The organism is Streptomyces sp. NPDC091371 (genome assembly GCF_040684275.1).
Taxonomy (GTDB): domain Bacteria; phylum Actinomycetota; class Actinomycetes; order Streptomycetales; family Streptomycetaceae; genus Streptomyces.
In genome coordinates, this window is sequence record NZ_JBFBFP010000087.1 from 1 (window position 1) to 14,895 (window position 14,895).

Annotated in this window: 13 protein-coding genes and 2 pseudogenes; 7 read left to right on the top strand and 8 right to left on the bottom strand. The window is 69.1% G+C overall.

The genetic code is table 11. The annotated features are described in order from the left end of the window. Nucleotides 1–108 (top strand): annotated as a pseudogene (locus AB0O21_RS39615) (IS630 family transposase); the annotation flags it as partial. A 150-nt stretch (nucleotides 109–258) separates the two neighbouring features. Here AB0O21_RS39615 and AB0O21_RS39620 read toward each other — a convergent pair. Continuing rightward, on the bottom strand, nucleotides 259–441 hold the full coding sequence (locus AB0O21_RS39620; protein ID WP_365180606.1) for a hypothetical protein: 183 nt from the start codon (nucleotides 439–441) through the stop codon (nucleotides 259–261). A 524-nt stretch (nucleotides 442–965) separates the two neighbouring features. Then, a complete protein-coding gene (locus AB0O21_RS39625) occupies nucleotides 966–1,832 on the bottom strand; it encodes a hypothetical protein (protein WP_365180609.1) in 867 nt (288 codons plus the stop codon). Nucleotides 1,833–2,349: 517 nt separating this feature from the next. Here AB0O21_RS39625 and AB0O21_RS39630 point away from each other — a divergent pair. Continuing rightward, nucleotides 2,350–2,655, top strand: coding sequence for a DUF6247 family protein (locus AB0O21_RS39630; RefSeq protein ID WP_365180642.1), 306 nt, complete (start codon nucleotides 2,350–2,352; stop codon nucleotides 2,653–2,655). Further along, nucleotides 2,652–2,915 carry a hypothetical protein gene (locus AB0O21_RS39635; RefSeq protein WP_365180612.1) on the top strand — a complete coding sequence of 88 codons (264 nt, stop codon included), beginning with the start codon at nucleotides 2,652–2,654 and terminating at the stop codon, nucleotides 2,913–2,915. The genes AB0O21_RS39630 and AB0O21_RS39635 overlap by 4 nt, the downstream gene beginning before the upstream one ends. 113 nt (nucleotides 2,916–3,028) lie before the next feature. Here AB0O21_RS39635 and AB0O21_RS39640 read toward each other — a convergent pair whose 3' ends face one another. Together AB0O21_RS39640 and AB0O21_RS39645 are read right to left on the bottom strand one after the other, a co-directional pair. After that, a complete protein-coding gene (locus AB0O21_RS39640) occupies nucleotides 3,029–3,547 on the bottom strand; it encodes a hypothetical protein (RefSeq protein WP_365180615.1) in 519 nt (172 codons plus the stop codon). A 141-nt stretch (nucleotides 3,548–3,688) separates the two neighbouring features. Then, nucleotides 3,689–3,940, bottom strand: a complete 252-nt coding sequence (locus tag AB0O21_RS39645; protein ID WP_365180618.1) for a hypothetical protein — start codon at nucleotides 3,938–3,940, stop codon at nucleotides 3,689–3,691. A gap of 273 nt (nucleotides 3,941–4,213) precedes the next feature. Between AB0O21_RS39645 and AB0O21_RS39650 the strand changes: the two genes are divergently transcribed. Both AB0O21_RS39650 and AB0O21_RS39655 read left to right on the top strand, forming a co-directional pair. Beyond that, nucleotides 4,214–4,693: a hypothetical protein gene (locus AB0O21_RS39650; RefSeq protein WP_365180621.1), complete on the top strand. Its 480-nt coding sequence runs from the start codon at nucleotides 4,214–4,216 to the stop codon at nucleotides 4,691–4,693. Between the two features lie 91 nt (nucleotides 4,694–4,784). Beyond that, on the top strand, nucleotides 4,785–5,513 hold the full coding sequence (locus tag AB0O21_RS39655; protein WP_365180624.1) for an HAD-IA family hydrolase: 729 nt from the start codon (nucleotides 4,785–4,787) through the stop codon (nucleotides 5,511–5,513). Nucleotides 5,514–5,572: 59 nt separating this feature from the next. Here the strand turns inward: AB0O21_RS39655 and AB0O21_RS39660 are convergent. Further along, a pseudogene (locus AB0O21_RS39660) lies at nucleotides 5,573–6,355 on the bottom strand (IS5 family transposase). A gap of 459 nt (nucleotides 6,356–6,814) precedes the next feature. On the opposite strand from AB0O21_RS39660, the gene AB0O21_RS39665 reads away from it, so the two are divergent. Continuing rightward, nucleotides 6,815–10,924, top strand: coding sequence for a hypothetical protein (locus AB0O21_RS39665; protein WP_365180627.1), 4,110 nt, complete (start codon nucleotides 6,815–6,817; stop codon nucleotides 10,922–10,924). Nucleotides 10,925–12,243: 1,319 nt separating this feature from the next. On the opposite strand, the gene AB0O21_RS39670 is transcribed toward AB0O21_RS39665, so the two are convergent. After that, nucleotides 12,244–12,906 carry a transposase gene (locus AB0O21_RS39670; protein WP_365180630.1) on the bottom strand — a complete coding sequence of 221 codons (663 nt, stop codon included), beginning with the start codon at nucleotides 12,904–12,906 and terminating at the stop codon, nucleotides 12,244–12,246. A gap of 44 nt (nucleotides 12,907–12,950) precedes the next feature. Next, nucleotides 12,951–13,853, bottom strand: a complete 903-nt coding sequence (locus AB0O21_RS39675) for an ISL3 family transposase (protein WP_365180633.1) — start codon at nucleotides 13,851–13,853, stop codon at nucleotides 12,951–12,953. A gap of 182 nt (nucleotides 13,854–14,035) precedes the next feature. Here AB0O21_RS39675 and AB0O21_RS39680 point away from each other — a divergent pair, with 182 nt between their 5' ends. Next, on the top strand, nucleotides 14,036–14,503 hold the full coding sequence (locus AB0O21_RS39680; protein WP_365180636.1) for a hypothetical protein: 468 nt from the start codon (nucleotides 14,036–14,038) through the stop codon (nucleotides 14,501–14,503). 1 nt (nucleotide 14,504) lies between these two features. On the opposite strand, the gene AB0O21_RS39685 is transcribed toward AB0O21_RS39680, so the two are convergent. Continuing rightward, complete coding sequence (locus AB0O21_RS39685) at nucleotides 14,505–14,768, bottom strand: ATP-binding protein (protein ID WP_365180639.1); 264 nt, start codon at nucleotides 14,766–14,768, stop codon at nucleotides 14,505–14,507. Nucleotides 14,769–14,895: the final 127 nt, after the last annotated feature.

Sequence of the window (14,895 nt, forward strand, 5' to 3'; positions counted from 1 at the left end):
ACCCGCCGCTTCTTCCGCCGACGTCAGCGTCAGCCACACATCGTCCGCGGCTACTTCGGCGGCCCGCACGTCCGCTACATCCTGGACGAGAACCCTATGAGTTTCTGATCAATAGTCGTGCAGGACGAGGAACCGCGTTTTGGCTGCGGGATTTGAAAGAGTCACAGGACCGGACCATAGCAACGGAGCCATCAGACCTGTTCAGGTGGTCGGTCCACCTTGGATGGAAAGTGATCCGGGCTCCGTGACAGCGGACAGTCACGCCGTCAGGATGCTGAACTCCCCGGACTGGTGCCGGGTGATCCACCCGCGTTCGGCCAGGCGTTTCGCCCGCGAACGTACTCCCTCGATCTTCGCGGGCACCGGGTCCAGTCCCAGGGCCGTCGCGAGGTCCTTGGCCCGCGCCGTATGCCGGCCCGCCGCCGCCTCGGTCTCCAGCACCGAGATGATCCGCTGGTAGTCCGGCGCGCGAGGACAGCCCTGGTCAGCTGCCCGTTCTGGCAGGGCACGGTGCGCGGTCGCGCCGGCTGAGACCCCTTCATGTTCGTGACCTGGTTCTTGATGACCTCCTTCGCTGTCTCCTTGTCGAGGTTCCCCCTCCGCGGCGCAAGAGACTGTTCCGCTGGCTGGGCAAACGCCGCTGACAGGCGCTCTCTTGACCCTGTCTGGGAGAACCGCTTCAGCTTCTGGCCCTCCTGCTCGGTCAGCCTGCGGACCCTGACCGGCTCTGCCATCGCGCCTCCTCAAACCGATCGGACGTGTCGTCACATCCAATCGGGGCAAGGTTCAGTCGGCACCAATTCGGTGATCGTTTCCGGTCAGAGCAACAGGGAGCGTCTGACATGACGCCCTGGCCCCCGAACGCCAACCTGCGGAAACGACCCCAGACGCCCGGCATCTGTCGGGTCATGTTGTTGGCCACAAGGCAGGCACCACCAGGTGCTACCAGTCCCGCGCCTGCTTCCTCACGGGCTGGGTTCAGTGGGATCGGGCAGGGCCGCCAGCCTGTTCAGTTCCTTGCTGAACTGCACCAGTTCGGGGGAGACCAAGGTGGTGCCCTCGACGATCTCGCGCGCCTTACGTGCCTGCTCCCTCACACAGGCCGGCTTCACGGCGGCGTTGGTGTACCGCATGGCCCACTCTGCTGCCTGGAGTACTGCCTCCGCGCCTTGAGGGTTCATGAGGACCACGGGGTCGGCCGTCAGGGTGCTCTCGTCGTCCGCGGAGAGGGTGGCGGTGAAGCTGTACACAATCGGTAGGGAGCCTTCCGGGAAGGTCTCAGGTCCCACGGTGAATCCGATGCGCTCATTGCCATGCGGCGGCACCTCGTACTTCACCGGCCGAGTCAACGTGGATGGGGCTGTGAATCCATAGGGGACCTTGATGTCGTACCGGGCCTTTACCACCGATCCACCCGCACCGTACGGGCAGCCCAGCTGAGTGACCGCGCTGAAGTCGAGCTTCACGTTCGTCACCAGCACCTCGTCCGCGGAGCGGTTGCGCAAGGCGATCGAGAGCAGTGAGGAAGTCCAGTCCTTCATGACCGGTTGCGGCTGCTCATCGGCCTCGGTCCAGTCGGCTACGATGTCCTGCTCCCGCGCGACGTCCACATTGGACAGTTCCAGCTTCGGCGGCTTCGGCTCGGGTTTGCACCCCGGGAAGAAGTTGAAGAACAGGCTCAGAACCGCGACCAGGATCGCAATGGTTCCTCCCACTACGGAGATCACGCCCTGCGGCTTGCGAAGGAACGGCTTGTCCTGGTCTTCCGCTGACCCATCGCCCTGCCGACCCCGCATCGCGCCTCCCGTCGTGTCGCGGAGCCAGAGCAGCATTCAGGGAGGGCCCGCCTACCATGACGCGCCGAGGTATGCATAAACAGCCACCGAAAGCGTGCCGGACTTCCGCCGTCCGTCGGTAGCTGGAGCGAACCTGCCGCAGGTCTGATCCGCGAGGCGGGGCGAGCTCAACTCGGTCCCATCCGGCCCCCTCGTTCAGGGTCCGAGGATCGTACGCCCCGGCGGCGGCGTCGTGGTCTACATCGACGACGACGGACAGGTCGTTGGGGGACTGGCTGCCCCGTTGCCCGGCTCGACCGCGCGGCCCTCGACATGTCGAAGCCGCCCGTACCACGGACGACGAGGCCGTCGTCCGCTACGAGATGGTCCGATCCGCCATGGACACCGCCCTTGGCACCATCCTGACCGGCTTCCGCTACGTCACCCGCCGCCCAGAGTTCGGGTACGGCCACATCGTCCTGCAGAGCACCCGGTAGAAGGGGATTCGCCCATGCCTGCATCCACGGCTACCCGGCGCGCGTACCGTGAGGTGACGACCCGCCGGGAGGACCAGATGAGCGCGCAGCCCGACCACGCCCCCGTCACGCCGTACGCCCCCGCCCCCGGGGCGCCGGCCGAACTCCTCGCCCAGCTGCGCGCCGACCGGCGTGCAGCGCAGTGGGTGCCGGCCTTCGAGCAGCAGTGGGCGGCAGCGCTGGAGGAGTCCCGCAGGTCGTTCTCCCTCGGTGGGCTGTACGAGGTCGTCCAGGACTGGCAGAGCCGTCTCGCGCACGCCCCGGCGGTCGACGCGTTCGTCGCCTCCGGCTACGACGACAGCGAGACCATCGACATGGCGGAGCTGCGCGGGCGGCGCCGGTGACCGCACAGCAGCCGTACGCGGTCCGCTTCTCTGCACCGGCCGCGAAGGTCCTCGACACCCTGCCCGAACACGCCGAAGACACCGTGTGGGACGTCCTGGACGCCGCCGCGGCCGACCCATGGGGCTTCGGACAGTTCAACGCCGACGACCCCGAGGGCGAAGACGTGCGCTACGCCTCGGTCGGCCAGCTGTCCCTCACCTACTGGGTGAACAGGCCGCTGAACCGCCTGACCGTCCTGAACGTCGTTTGGCTCGGGTAGCCACCCGATGACAACACCCCGACCCCGGCATCGCAACTGCCGGGGTCGGGGCGTTTCGCATCGTAGCCACGGCTGCTTCCGCCGATAGCCATCTGTCGGGCATCGTCTCCAGGTCAGCTGTGCCCGGCGGCCATGGAGTCGAAGATCTCCCGCATCATCCGGTCAATGGCTCCAGGCTGTTCGATCAGGGAGTCGAAGAGGTCGGCGAGAAGCCACAGCACGAAGCCATGTACCAGAGCCTCTTCCGGCGGGATCTGTCCGAACTGGTCACGCCACGCCACGGTGTCCATGCCCATCGCGGCGGCCATCAGGACACCGGTGACCATCGGGACCTGAGCAGGGTCGGCCATCTCGAACGTGGGAAGCCTGCGAATCACGGCGGGGATCAGATCGCTGAGCGGATCAAGCCGGTCCTCGCCACCGGACTGCTCGGCGATCAGGTACCCGGTCAGCACGCCCACCAGGAACACCGAGCCCCGGGAAACCTCCTCACGCCCGTACGCGTCCACCGCGGCCTTGACCCGCAGCTGTGCCTCTTGGCGCTCTCTGGCGGAAGTCCGTTTCTCCAGAACCCGGTAGGAGTCCCACGCCGCTCGGACCGCCTCATCCACGACTACGCCTTCACTGGTCATGGAGCGACCGTAGGTGAGCCAGCGCGCCGTCCGGGATCTCCTCGAGGAATCTGCCGGTCTCGCGGCTGCTGTGGCGTTGGTGAGCGCCGGTCTTCCGGCCGCCGCACAGAGCCGGGGCAACGCCCATTCCCGGTATGGAGCTCACCAGGAGCCGTGGGGGCGTTCGGCGCCGAGCTGGAGCTCGCGCCGGCATTCGCGGCACTCCGGCAGGCCGCTCACGATGCGGCCCTCCCCTTCCGCCCAGCTGAAGCCGCACAGCGCCATGGGCCGGCGCCTGTCGTTGTCGGTGGCGTGGGATCCGTAGCCCGGGATCTTCCATGTAACCAGTGCCCCGCCGTCGTAGGGGGCACCGTCCGGACAGTCGTAGACGGCCTCGCTGGTGGTACAGCGCATCCGGAGGTCAGGTCCCTCCCACCGGGCGCCCTGCCTGGCCTCAGCGGCGGCGTCGACTGCATCTGCCAGTCGTTCGAAGGACCGGTCATAAGAAGCCGTTGTCGTACCGAACTTGATCGGCGGGTTTCCGCAGTTCAGGCATGATGGCGGCATGGCGAGGCATGCTCGGGCCGTTGGGTTGTCTCGTTGGTGGAGGTGCCGGGATGGCGTCGGTGGTGGGTCTCCTGGAGGAGCTAGCTGGCCGCGCGTGAGCGCGTGGAGGAGCTTCGGGAGGTGGCGGACCGGGTACTCGCTGAGCTCGCCGAAGCGGAGACGGCCTGGCACGAGTGGCTGATCGCCCGGCAGCGCGTTGGCGAGGTTCTGTCCGGTCCGGGGCCCGGACAGGCAGGTGAAGCTGGCCCGGGAGCCGGTGAGTCTTCCGGGCCGGAGCCCGCGACGAACGCGCCCGCCGAGGTTCCCCTACCGAGGGCCGCGCGATCGGGCTCGATCGTCCCGGTGTGGCGTCCCGCGCTTTCCATGGACGCGCTCGCTCCCCACTACCAGCGCATCCTTGCCACGCTCACCGAACAAGCATCCGGCGGGAAGCCAGTGATGTCCTGTCAGGAGATCACTGCCGTACTCGGACTGGAGCCGGTTCCGGCGAGTGTGGAAGGAGTTCGGTCGAAGATGAAGCGGCTGGCCGACCGGGGCTGGGCCGACGAGCCCACCCCGGGTTGGTTCACGCTCGCCGCCGGGCCAGCCGGCGGCTCATGAGTATCGTCATCGACCACAGCACCATCTGCTCATGCACGGCGGGGCAGCGAATCGTCTCGTCCTCGCGTGATCGCCAACGAGAGAGTAACCGATGCAACCGATTGTCCTATTCGACCTAGACGGCCTTTTGATCGACTCCGAGCCGATCTGGGACGCGGCAAAGCGTGAAGTGTTCGGTCCGCTTGGCCTGCACCTCACAGCGGAGATGCAGGCGGCGACGCGCGGGCTGCGGCAAAGGGACATGGTGGCCTATTGGTTCGATCGGGCCACCATTCAAGCCGACCCCGACGACGTCGAGCAGCAGATCGTGGCCGCCGTGTGCCGCAGGCTGGAGGGAGTGGCGCTGAAACCCGGCGCCGAACACGCCGTCGCGGCGTGCGCGCGTGCATCGAGGGCGATGGCCGTCGTGTCATCTTCGCCGGAGTCGGTGATTCGGCATGCGCTCGCGAGCACCGGCCTTGACCGATCTTTCGATGCCGTGTTTTCGGCCGAAGACGACGAACACGGCAAGCCCCACCCGGGCGCCTATCTCCGCGCAGCCGCCGCCCTCGGCGCGTCACCCGACGAATGCATTGTGATCGAGGACTCGCTCACCGGCGTCCTCGCTGGCGTGTCAGCCCAGATGACGGTCGTCGCCGTTCCCGAGGCCGCTGATCGCTGCGATCCACGCTTTGCGATTGCCACTCTGGTACTGGAGTCCCTCAAGGATCTCGATACCTCTGTATTCGGCGCGCATGTGTCCGGGGGGAGCCGGGACGCCACGTGGGCATCGCGTGCTGCGGATCCTCAACTGTTCCGCGAACCAGATCGTGCTGTATGACGCCCTCGATCGTGGGTTCGGGCCTTCACGGTGAAGGCCCGAACCCACCCCGGGACGGTTCACGCTCGCTGCCGGGCCAGCCGGCGGCTCGTGAGCATCGTCATCGACCACAGCACCATCTGCTCATGCACGGCGGACAGCGTCTCGTAGTCGCGCACCAGGCGCCGCGAGCGCATCAGCCAGCTCAGCGTGCGTTCCACCACCCAGCGTCTGGGCAGCACCACGAACCCCGAGGCGTCGTCGCTGCGCTTGACGATCTCCAGAGCGAGCCCCAGTTGCTGCTTCGCCCAGCTGACCAGGCGACCCGCTTAGCCGCCGTCGGCCCACACCAGGACGATCCTGCGATAGCGGGCCCGGACACGTTCCAGCAGCGGCATCGCGGCGTCCCGGTCCGTCACGTTCGCCGCGGTGACCATCACGGCCAGCAGCAGCCCCAGGCAGTCGACCACGATGTGCCGCTTGCGCCCCGGCACCTTCTTGGCCCCGTCGTAGCCGCGGGTGGCCGCCGGCACCGTGGCCGCCGCCCGCAGTGACTGCGCGTCGATCACCGCCGCGGTCGGCTCCGGATCGCGGCCGGCCTCCTCGCGGACCAGGCCCCGCAACCGGTCGTGCAGTTCCGCGAGCAAGCCCTTCACACGCCACCGCCGCGCGAAGGCGTAGACGCGGTCCCCCGCCGGGAAGTCGCCCGGCATCGCTCGCCAGGTGATGCCGCCCGCCACCAGATAGCGAACAGCGTCCAACATCTGTCGGTGGCAGTACCCCTCCGGCTGCCCGCCCCGCCCCTCCAGCCACAGTGGCACCGGCAGACAGTCGCGCACGAGGGCCCATTCCGCGTCCGTCATGTCCGACGGATAGCGCGGTGCACATCCAGGGCGATCACCCGCGTTCCCGAACCGGTGAGCGAGGCAATCACACGATGGGGCAGCCCAGTTGGACTCCACCCGCACGAGAGCGTAAGACTGCAACAACAGGGCCTCCTGGTGCGCTCCGGCTTCGACACCAATGAGCTGAACCGGAGGCCCTGCCTTCATGCGCGCACAAGCGAGAGATCACCCGACAGAGTCGCCACACTCGAACCGATGTCCACCATGATCGGTACGACAACAGCTTCTAACGGAACCGGGCTGATCGGGCAGCGCCGGTTTCCGGGGTGCGGTTCACTGTCATGGGTGTGGGAGGTCGGGGTGATTCCACTGTCACTTGGCGGTATTTGTGCAGGTGGTGCACTGACATGAAACCGAGAGATCTCACCCCGGAATCCCCCGGACCCGCTGTCAGAACCGCCTGGCAAGATCACACGTATGACCAGCAACACCGGAACTCCTGTTCCACTCCCAGCCAATCACCGCATCTCCGAGTCGTACGCCGACTGGGCACGTACTCAGGGGCCGGGCGTCGAAACCGACGCCCGCGACACACTGGAACGGGCGGGCAGCAGCCGGCACCGTGCCTGGGAGAGGCCCGGCCGGTTCGTGGACGACGCGGAGCGCCTGGCCCGGAGCCTGCCGGCCACCCACCTTCCCTGGTTCTGGGACACCATCGGTCATTGGATGCTGGAGACGCACCGCCGCTCCGCCGCCCGCGCCTACGCGCAGGCCCGCGCCGCCGAGCGCACCCACGCTCTGCCGGTCGATCCCGACTGGCGGCGGGCGAATCAGCTGCTGTTCGCCCGCTTCGGCGCCCTGCCTGCCAGCGAACTCAGCGGAGCGGCGGCCTGGTTGGCCGGTGTCCTCGAACCGGGTGACGCGCACCACGAGTTCGTCGGCCTCCTGAGCGCCTGGGCGGCGTCCCCCGGCGAGCTTCCCGCCGATCTGGCCCGCCGGGTCCGGGACTCGGCCCGTGCGGCCGGGCTCGGCAGCGAGGAGGAGGCCCGGGTGCTGGGCAGGGTGCTGGCCGCGGCCCGCGGCAAGGCCATACCCGACCGGCTGCTCGACGCGGCAGTCGGCCCGCTCGGCGACCACCCGCCCGCCGACGAGCAGGCCACTGCCCTCCTCGACCTGTTTCCCGAGTCCAAGAACGACGCGGCTGCCTGGCTGCGGCTGCTCATCGCGTGCGGTGCCGCCGACGCGGCCGCGGCCGGGCGGATCACCCCGGAGGGCGGCCTCGGCGACTGGCTGCGCCGGTACGCCGCCGGATACTCGCACCGCACGGTCCGAGGCGGTGGGGTGACCCGCCAGTCCATGCCCCCGGAACTCTTGGACCTGGTGGGCCGGTTCGCTCCGCTGCTGCGCGCGCACGGCACCCCGGTCCGGCTGCACGAGGACCGCTACCAGTGGCCGCATCTGGACGCCGACCTCCTCGACCTCTGCCTCGCCGAGGGCGTACCCGTCCACGATCCCGGTGCTGCGATCAGCCTGGAGTTCTGGGGTGAGCACTCCCAGCGCGACCTCAAGGCACTCGCCACCGACCCGGTGTTCGGCCCCCGGCTGGAAGGCACCGTTCACGCCGGGCTCCGCACCCGTGGCGGCGCTGCGATCAGCGGCACTGCCATCAGCCGGCTCCCGCACAATCCGGGCATCACGGCCGAGGTGCACGCCCGCGTCGAGAAGCTGCTCGACGCTTTGCGCGGCGGGGGACTCGCCGCCGCCGACGAGGCCGTCGACGAGCTGCGTGGCCTCCTCGACCGGCCTACCGCCATCGCCCTGGACGGCATCGAGGAGGCCCTCGACGCACTCGACCTCACCGGCCCGCTGGCCCGCGCCCTGCGTGCCGGGCTCCCCGAGGAGCTGGGCTGGCCCGCCCTGGACCAGGCCCTTGCCGCGTTCCGGCCCGACGAAACCGTGCACGTCACCTGCACCTGGCCGGTGCTCACCGTGTACGGCGAGACCCGCGCCCTCGCCGTCGACCACGCCGGGCTGCGCGCAGACCACACTCTGGAACTGCCCGACGGCACACTCGGCCGCACCGTGCACTGGGTCGGCGGCCAGTTCCTCGTCGCCTGGAACGAGGAGCACAAGGAGAACTCTTCCCACACCGCCTACTGGTCCGACCACCCCAGCGAAAGGTTCGAACCGGAGCAGACGTACGGGCTGCGCCCCTACGGCGGCAGCATCCAGGGCGGCCTCGGCTACCAGTTCGAAACCTGGGACGGGGGCGGCCGGTTCGACGGCGAGCGCGTCCTGCGGGCCGGCGGACATGAGGGCATCGGCCACCGCGACTACCAGATGAACGACGGCCACACCATCTGGAGCACCGAGGTGTTCAGCGAGGACCACGGCGGCTGGAACCGCCTCGACCCGGCCACCGGCGTTCCCACCGCCGACCGCACCCTGCCCGCCTTCCACGACCCCGACCGGTCCCCGCCCGGCATGAAGCCCTTCCCCGACCACCGCATCCTCGCCGCACTGCCGCCCGGCGCCCCGCCCTCCCCGCTCGGCCAGGACGGCACACTCACCGGCTGCCGGGTCGACTACCGCACCCCGTACGCGGGTCCCTCGCCCCGAGAGTTCGTGCTGGAGTCCATCGACGGCCGCACAGCCTCCTACCGCAGCAACAACTGGGGCCGCCGCCCGTGGGGAATCCTTGCCCTGCCACTCGGCGGTGAGGACGCCGTCATGGCCGGAGGGACCACCATCCGCTGCCATGCCGCCGGCGACAACTCGTTGCTCTGGCAGGTCCAGGGCTTCCCCGGCAGCCGCCACAGGACCCGGAGCCGGGCCACCCTGGGCGAACTGGCCGGGCCGGTGCCGCCACCTGCCTTCTGGCACTTCCTCACCCCGCGCGACGAGCCCTCGTCCCGCGTTCTGCGGACGGTCACGGACAGTGCGGTGCGCGAGCTGCTGCACCAGGGCATCGGGCGCGCCCTGCCGGGGGTAACCGACCCGCGGGTCCAGGAGGGCGTCGACCGCGCCGTCCGGCTCGCCGCTGACGTACTGCGCCGCCGCCAGGAACTGTCCCACCGGGTCACCGTCATGCGGGCCGGGCCGGTCGTCGACCTGCCCGACCCGGCGCCGGACAACCGGCTCGTCCCGGCCCTCCACGGCCTGCTGCCCCAGCTGCGCGGCTACGAGGAACGGCAGCCGCAGCCACAGCCCGCCCTCCTCACCTCGGTCGCCGCCGACGGCCGGTACCTGAGCGGCGAGATCGACGACGAGGTGCGGGTGCTCGCCCTGCCCGCGCCGCCCGCCGAGTGGGCGGCGCTGACCGGCCGGATCGATGCCGTGGCCTGGCGGACCGTCGTCGCGGCCACCCCCGACGAGCAGCGACAGGCGCTCGCGGCACTGCTCGGCGTATGGAGCCGGCAGCCCTTCGCGGAGGCCGACAGTTCCTGGCGGACCGGCCGGGCCCCGGAGCAGCGGATCGCCGCACTGCGCGCGGACGGTTTCGCCGTGGCCTCCGGCCCGGAGCGCAGCGGCCTCGCCCCCTTCCTCCAGCGATCAGCCGATCCGGCGCCCGCCGATGCCGAAGAGTGCGCCACGCACACCGTCGCCGCCGATGACACCACCCGGTTCCCCCGCCTGCTGGCCCTGCTTGCCGGACAGGGCCCGCTGCCGGTGACCGAGGAGGCCGTGGACCTGTTCCGCTGGCGCACCGGGGTGCCGCGCCCGATCGCCGCCCTGGTCCTCGACGGATTCGCCGGCAGCGACGACTACGGTGCGCACCGCAAGCTGGTCCGCTCCAAGCCGTACAAGGCCGACCAGAACACCCTCTACGCGTACGACGAGTTCCGGCGACAGCTCGGGTCGGCCGGCCGGCGCGCCGTGCTCGCCGCCGCTCTGCCCGGCGACCCCGCAGAACTCTGGGCACCCGGCGGGATGACCGCGGCTGCGGAACGCATGGCCGTGGCCTGGACCCAGCTGCTCGGTGGCGCCCCGTACACCGATGACGGCAGCCATGCCGCTGCCCTCGCCGCGGACCACGGACTCCCGGAGATCTGGGCCACGGCCCTGCTCACCGGCCGCCTCGAGAAACCTCTGGAGGCCGACGGCATACAGGCCGCCGCCACCGCTGTCGCCTGGGCTCTCGCCGAACGCCCGGTACAAGACCCCGCCGCGCAGGGTGCCCGCGTCCTGCTCGGCGGCCTTACGGACCTGCCCGCCGATCTGCTCACCGCTCTGCGCAGGCTGGCGGACCGGTCCGCCACCACCCCCGTTCCGCCTGGCCAGTACGAGACCAACCCGCTGTTCAGCGCCCCGGACCTGGTGGACGAGGTGGCGGCGGCTCTCGGCGTCAGCCGTGACGCGGCCGCCCTCCAGCTCCAGCTGCACGCTTTCGACCGCCCGGCCGACCGCACCGTCCGCCGCTGGAACTCTTGGTCCATCGACCATCACCGCGCCGTCCGCAAGGAGCTGACCGCCGCGAAGGCCCCGCGCCCCAAACCCGCCGCCCCGGCAGAAGCCCCCGCCGCGGTCCCGGCACCCGCGCACGAGCGGTTCACCCGAGCCTGGTCGGACAGGTGGGGCACGGCCTGAAACGAAGGCGTGACGCCTTCCGATGTGGGGATCTGATGGGTCAGGTGCGATCTCTCGGTTTTTGTCAGTGGGGCGAGTGGCAGTGGTGGCTCTGCCCGGTGTTGGGCTGAGGTGCAGGTCAGAGTGGTGTTCTGCGGGGCTTGCGGGAAACCCCAAAACCGCAGGTCAGGGGCGTATTGCTGTTTGGTCCCACTGTTACGGATGTGAGAGTTCAGGGGCTTTCCACTGTCATTGGGTGAGAGATCCACAGGTCGTGCCCTGACGCGAAAGCGAGAGATCTCAGCCAAGCGCCCCGTGATAGGCCCGTGGTGGGCCTCTGTGGGGCTTCCTGGGGGTCGTTGGCGGTTAGGGTCGGGGCAGCCTGCGTCGATAGGGCGTGCGTGGGTGAGGCCCGGTGCCTGGTCTTTCGGGGGCAGTACCGCCGGGCCGCCTCAGGCGGTCAGCCGGCCCCGGCGGGTGATGGCTGGTCAGTCTGTGCCTGCGTCCGTCCCGGTTCCTGGGCGGCGTTCGGCCGGATGAGCGGGGGACCGCGGGCCCCTCGGTGGGCGTATGCGGCGGGCTCTGCGGCTGGCTGTGGGTTGTGTTGGGGGAGTGGTGGGGCGTGGGCCGGTGTCAAGGGCGCGACGTTCGGTCAAGGCTCTTTGGGCTGCCGGCTGTCACGAGCGCGTGTTCACAGTGTTGAAGCGGTCTTGGACGTTGGGGTGGGGCAGCAGGCTGCACGAAGTATCAAGAATCGGTGCGTGCGTTGCACACAAGGTCGTGGTGGTACGCGGTCTACTGGATGCGAAGCGCTGAATGTTACGTCTCTGACCAGCCGATATGCATGGGTGGGCAGGTGTTGTGTGTCAACGCTCCCTGAAATCGGTTCAGGCACGGATTCCGTGAAGGTGACCAAGGGTCGGTTACGTTCTGTGGTCGGCCGGATCTTGCTCGGAGGCTGTGCTGGGTGGACCTCTGTGCGCGAGAATGCTCGGCATGACGACTTGAAGAGCACCGGCCGGGCGACAGCATTGGCGAAAGGTCGGGAGTTGGGACACGATTCCCGACGGCGATCGACGCGTCTGCGCCGACTGCGGAACGCCCGCCTGTTCGTACCAGTATCGCTTCCATCCGCCCGAGTCCTCGATGTTCGAGCGGTGCATCGGACTCGCCTGGTGTTCCACTTGCCGGATCTACTCCGGCAACATGGTGTACGTCCCGCGGAAGCGAGTCCTGGTCGACCTCCTCGCGTCTCTTCCTCCTGAGCAGCGAGAACGGCTTCTGCGTTCGGAGACGCGACTGATCGAGTTCCTGGACCGTCAGGTCCGAGGCTTCAGAGGTTAGGGTCGGCGGCTGGCCGCGATCAGGAGGAGCCGCTTGCGCAGTAGCGGAAGTTTCGCTCTGCCGAACATGCTGCGCTTGAGGGCTTTCAGGTCGTTGACGCGGCCTTCGACGGGGCCGGAGGACCATTCGGTGCTCATGCCGAAGACGACGGCGTCGAGGTCGGTGATCAGCCCGGCGGCGAAGGAGGCCAGGCCGCACTGCTGGTCGGCGCAGACATCGGCGATCCATCCGCGCAGCTGTTCTCCTTCACGGTTGGTCATGACGGTCGCGAACGTCCGGACGTGGGTGGTGGCGGCTGTGAGCTCGGGCGAGCGGGCCAGCAGCGTCTTGAGCCGCAGTTGGTCGTCGTCGCGTAGGTGGTCGGGGTGGCTCATGATCCAGCGGGTGGCTTCGCGGGGCGAGGGCGGCCGGGCCATCGGCGGACGGTTGGCTGCGGGCCGACGTCCGGGATTCATCGGATGGACGTAGTCGCGCAGGGTGCTGTAGGCGCAGCGGGCCCCACGTTCTTGCAGCTCGCGGTGGAGGCTCGACAGGTTCGTGCAGCCCTCGGCGATCCGTTGCTCCAGGTAGGGCCGGTAGCGGTCGAGTTTGCTGGTCCGGTCTTGCCACTGGCCGTGCAGCATCGCCTCCGGGCTGGCGGCGCGAGCGTACTTGCGCACCGTGTTGCGGCCCAGCCCGAGCCGGCGGGCGACTTCGCGCAGGCTCAGGCCCTGCTCGACCTGGGCCCGGACCGCGGCGTGGGTGTCGCGGAGCCGGTCGAGGAACTTCCCCGCCGCTCGGACGGCTCCTGGCCGCCGGAGGCCGGCACAGGCCCCGGTTCGGGCGAAGGCTCCGGCTCGACGAGGCCGCGGAGGAGAACGCGGTGGTGGGAGACCAGGCGTTCGACGGCTTCGCCGAGGTTGTGCCAGACGTGCCATTTGTCTGCGCAGTGCTGGGCCTGCGGGGCGCCTGTGCGGGCTCCTTCGGCGAAGAACGCCGCGCGGTCGCGGCAGACGATCTCGACGCCGGGGTGCTCGCGCAGCCATGCGGCCAGGGTCTCGGCCTCGCGGTCGGGCAGCAGGTCCAGGAGCTGGTGGGTCTCGCAGTCGATCAGGATCGTGCCGTACCGACGGCCCTTCCTGGTCGCGAACTCATCCACTCCCAGCACCCGCGGCACCGTCCAGACCGGTTCCGGCAGCGCCATCACCACGCGAAGCACGGTCATCCGGCTGACCACAATGCCCAGCACCAGCCCCAGCCGGACCACAGCGCGAGCGGCCAGGACGACACCGAGAGCTCCGACGATCCGCTGCAGGACAGGCGTTCGCCGACCGTAACGGCTGGTCAGCCCCTCGACCTGCTCAGCGAAGGTCACCCTCGCGCAGCCGCTGTTGTCGCAGAACAGCCGGCGCACCGACAACTCGATGAGTACCGGCTGGGTGCCGACCGGAGCATCGGCGATCCTGCGTCCGTAGCGGCTGTGCACCCGCATCGACGATGCCCTGCACCCCGGACACGCGGCCGCCGTCCCGTCCTTCGTGCTCGCCGCGATCCGCAGCACGCCGCTCTCCACCACCACGCGTTCCACCAGCACCGTCACCAGGTGCGGGAACACCAACTTCAGCAAGGTCTCACACGACCGAAGAATGACGCCCAGGATGACGGAGCGTCACCGGCGCACGGCAGCACGATCCACTTCACGGAATCCGTGCCTGAACCCTGAAATCTGACCCCCGGCGAGTCTCTGAAAACTGCCCCCCCTTGTTGTTGGTCGCCGTGTGCACCCATCACTTCGGCAGGTTGTCAGCCGTGGATGCCAGAATCGGCGGCATGACGCTGTGCGACTACTTCTCCGCCGCTGACGACCAGGCTGCCGTCGCGGTCCTCCAGACTCCGGGGGGACCGGGGCAGGCGGAGTTCGACGTGGTCTTCCTCAAGAACATCGACCCGGTGGTCGCGATCGCCCAACTCGAGGCCATCATGACGGGCTGCAGCCATGAGGAAGCCAGCGAACGCCCGCGGTCCGGAGAACTACTGTCGTCGGAGGAGGACGGCCCGCCCTTTGTGGTCAGCTTGTCGGACACCCTGATCGATGCCCTCGTCACGGCGACGCAGGACGACCTCGTTCGCTTTGCCGAGCCGCGGTCGATGACCGATGAGCTCCGGCAGATTGAGATCAGCGTCGAGGTCACGGCCGGTGTTCTGAAGGGCCTGGCTGGATTGGCTCAGCGTGCTCGGGCCTCCGGTCAGCGGTTGTATTGCTGGTGGGCTCTGTGAATTACCGGCGTCCGGCGCCGTTTTCCTTGTTCAGCAGTTCGCGTCGTTGGCGGGTGCGGTAGGAGTCGCCGGTCAGGGTGAGAACTTCGGCATGGTGGACCAGACGGTCGATCATCGCGGCGGCCACGACGTCATCCGAGAAAGTCTCTCCCCACCGCCCGAAGGGAAGATTCGAGGTGACCATCACAGAGCCCTGCTCGTAGCGCGACGCGATGAGCTGGAAGAACAGGTTCGCCGCATCCTGGTCGAACGGGATGTAGCCCACCTCGTCGACCTATGCCGATATCGGCATAGGTCGACGACATCGGCCTGGGGGCCCCGCGCCCCGCCGCCGCCCGCTCGGGAGGGGGGGGGGGGGGGGGACAGGGTGGGGGGAGCCGGGGGGGTAGAGG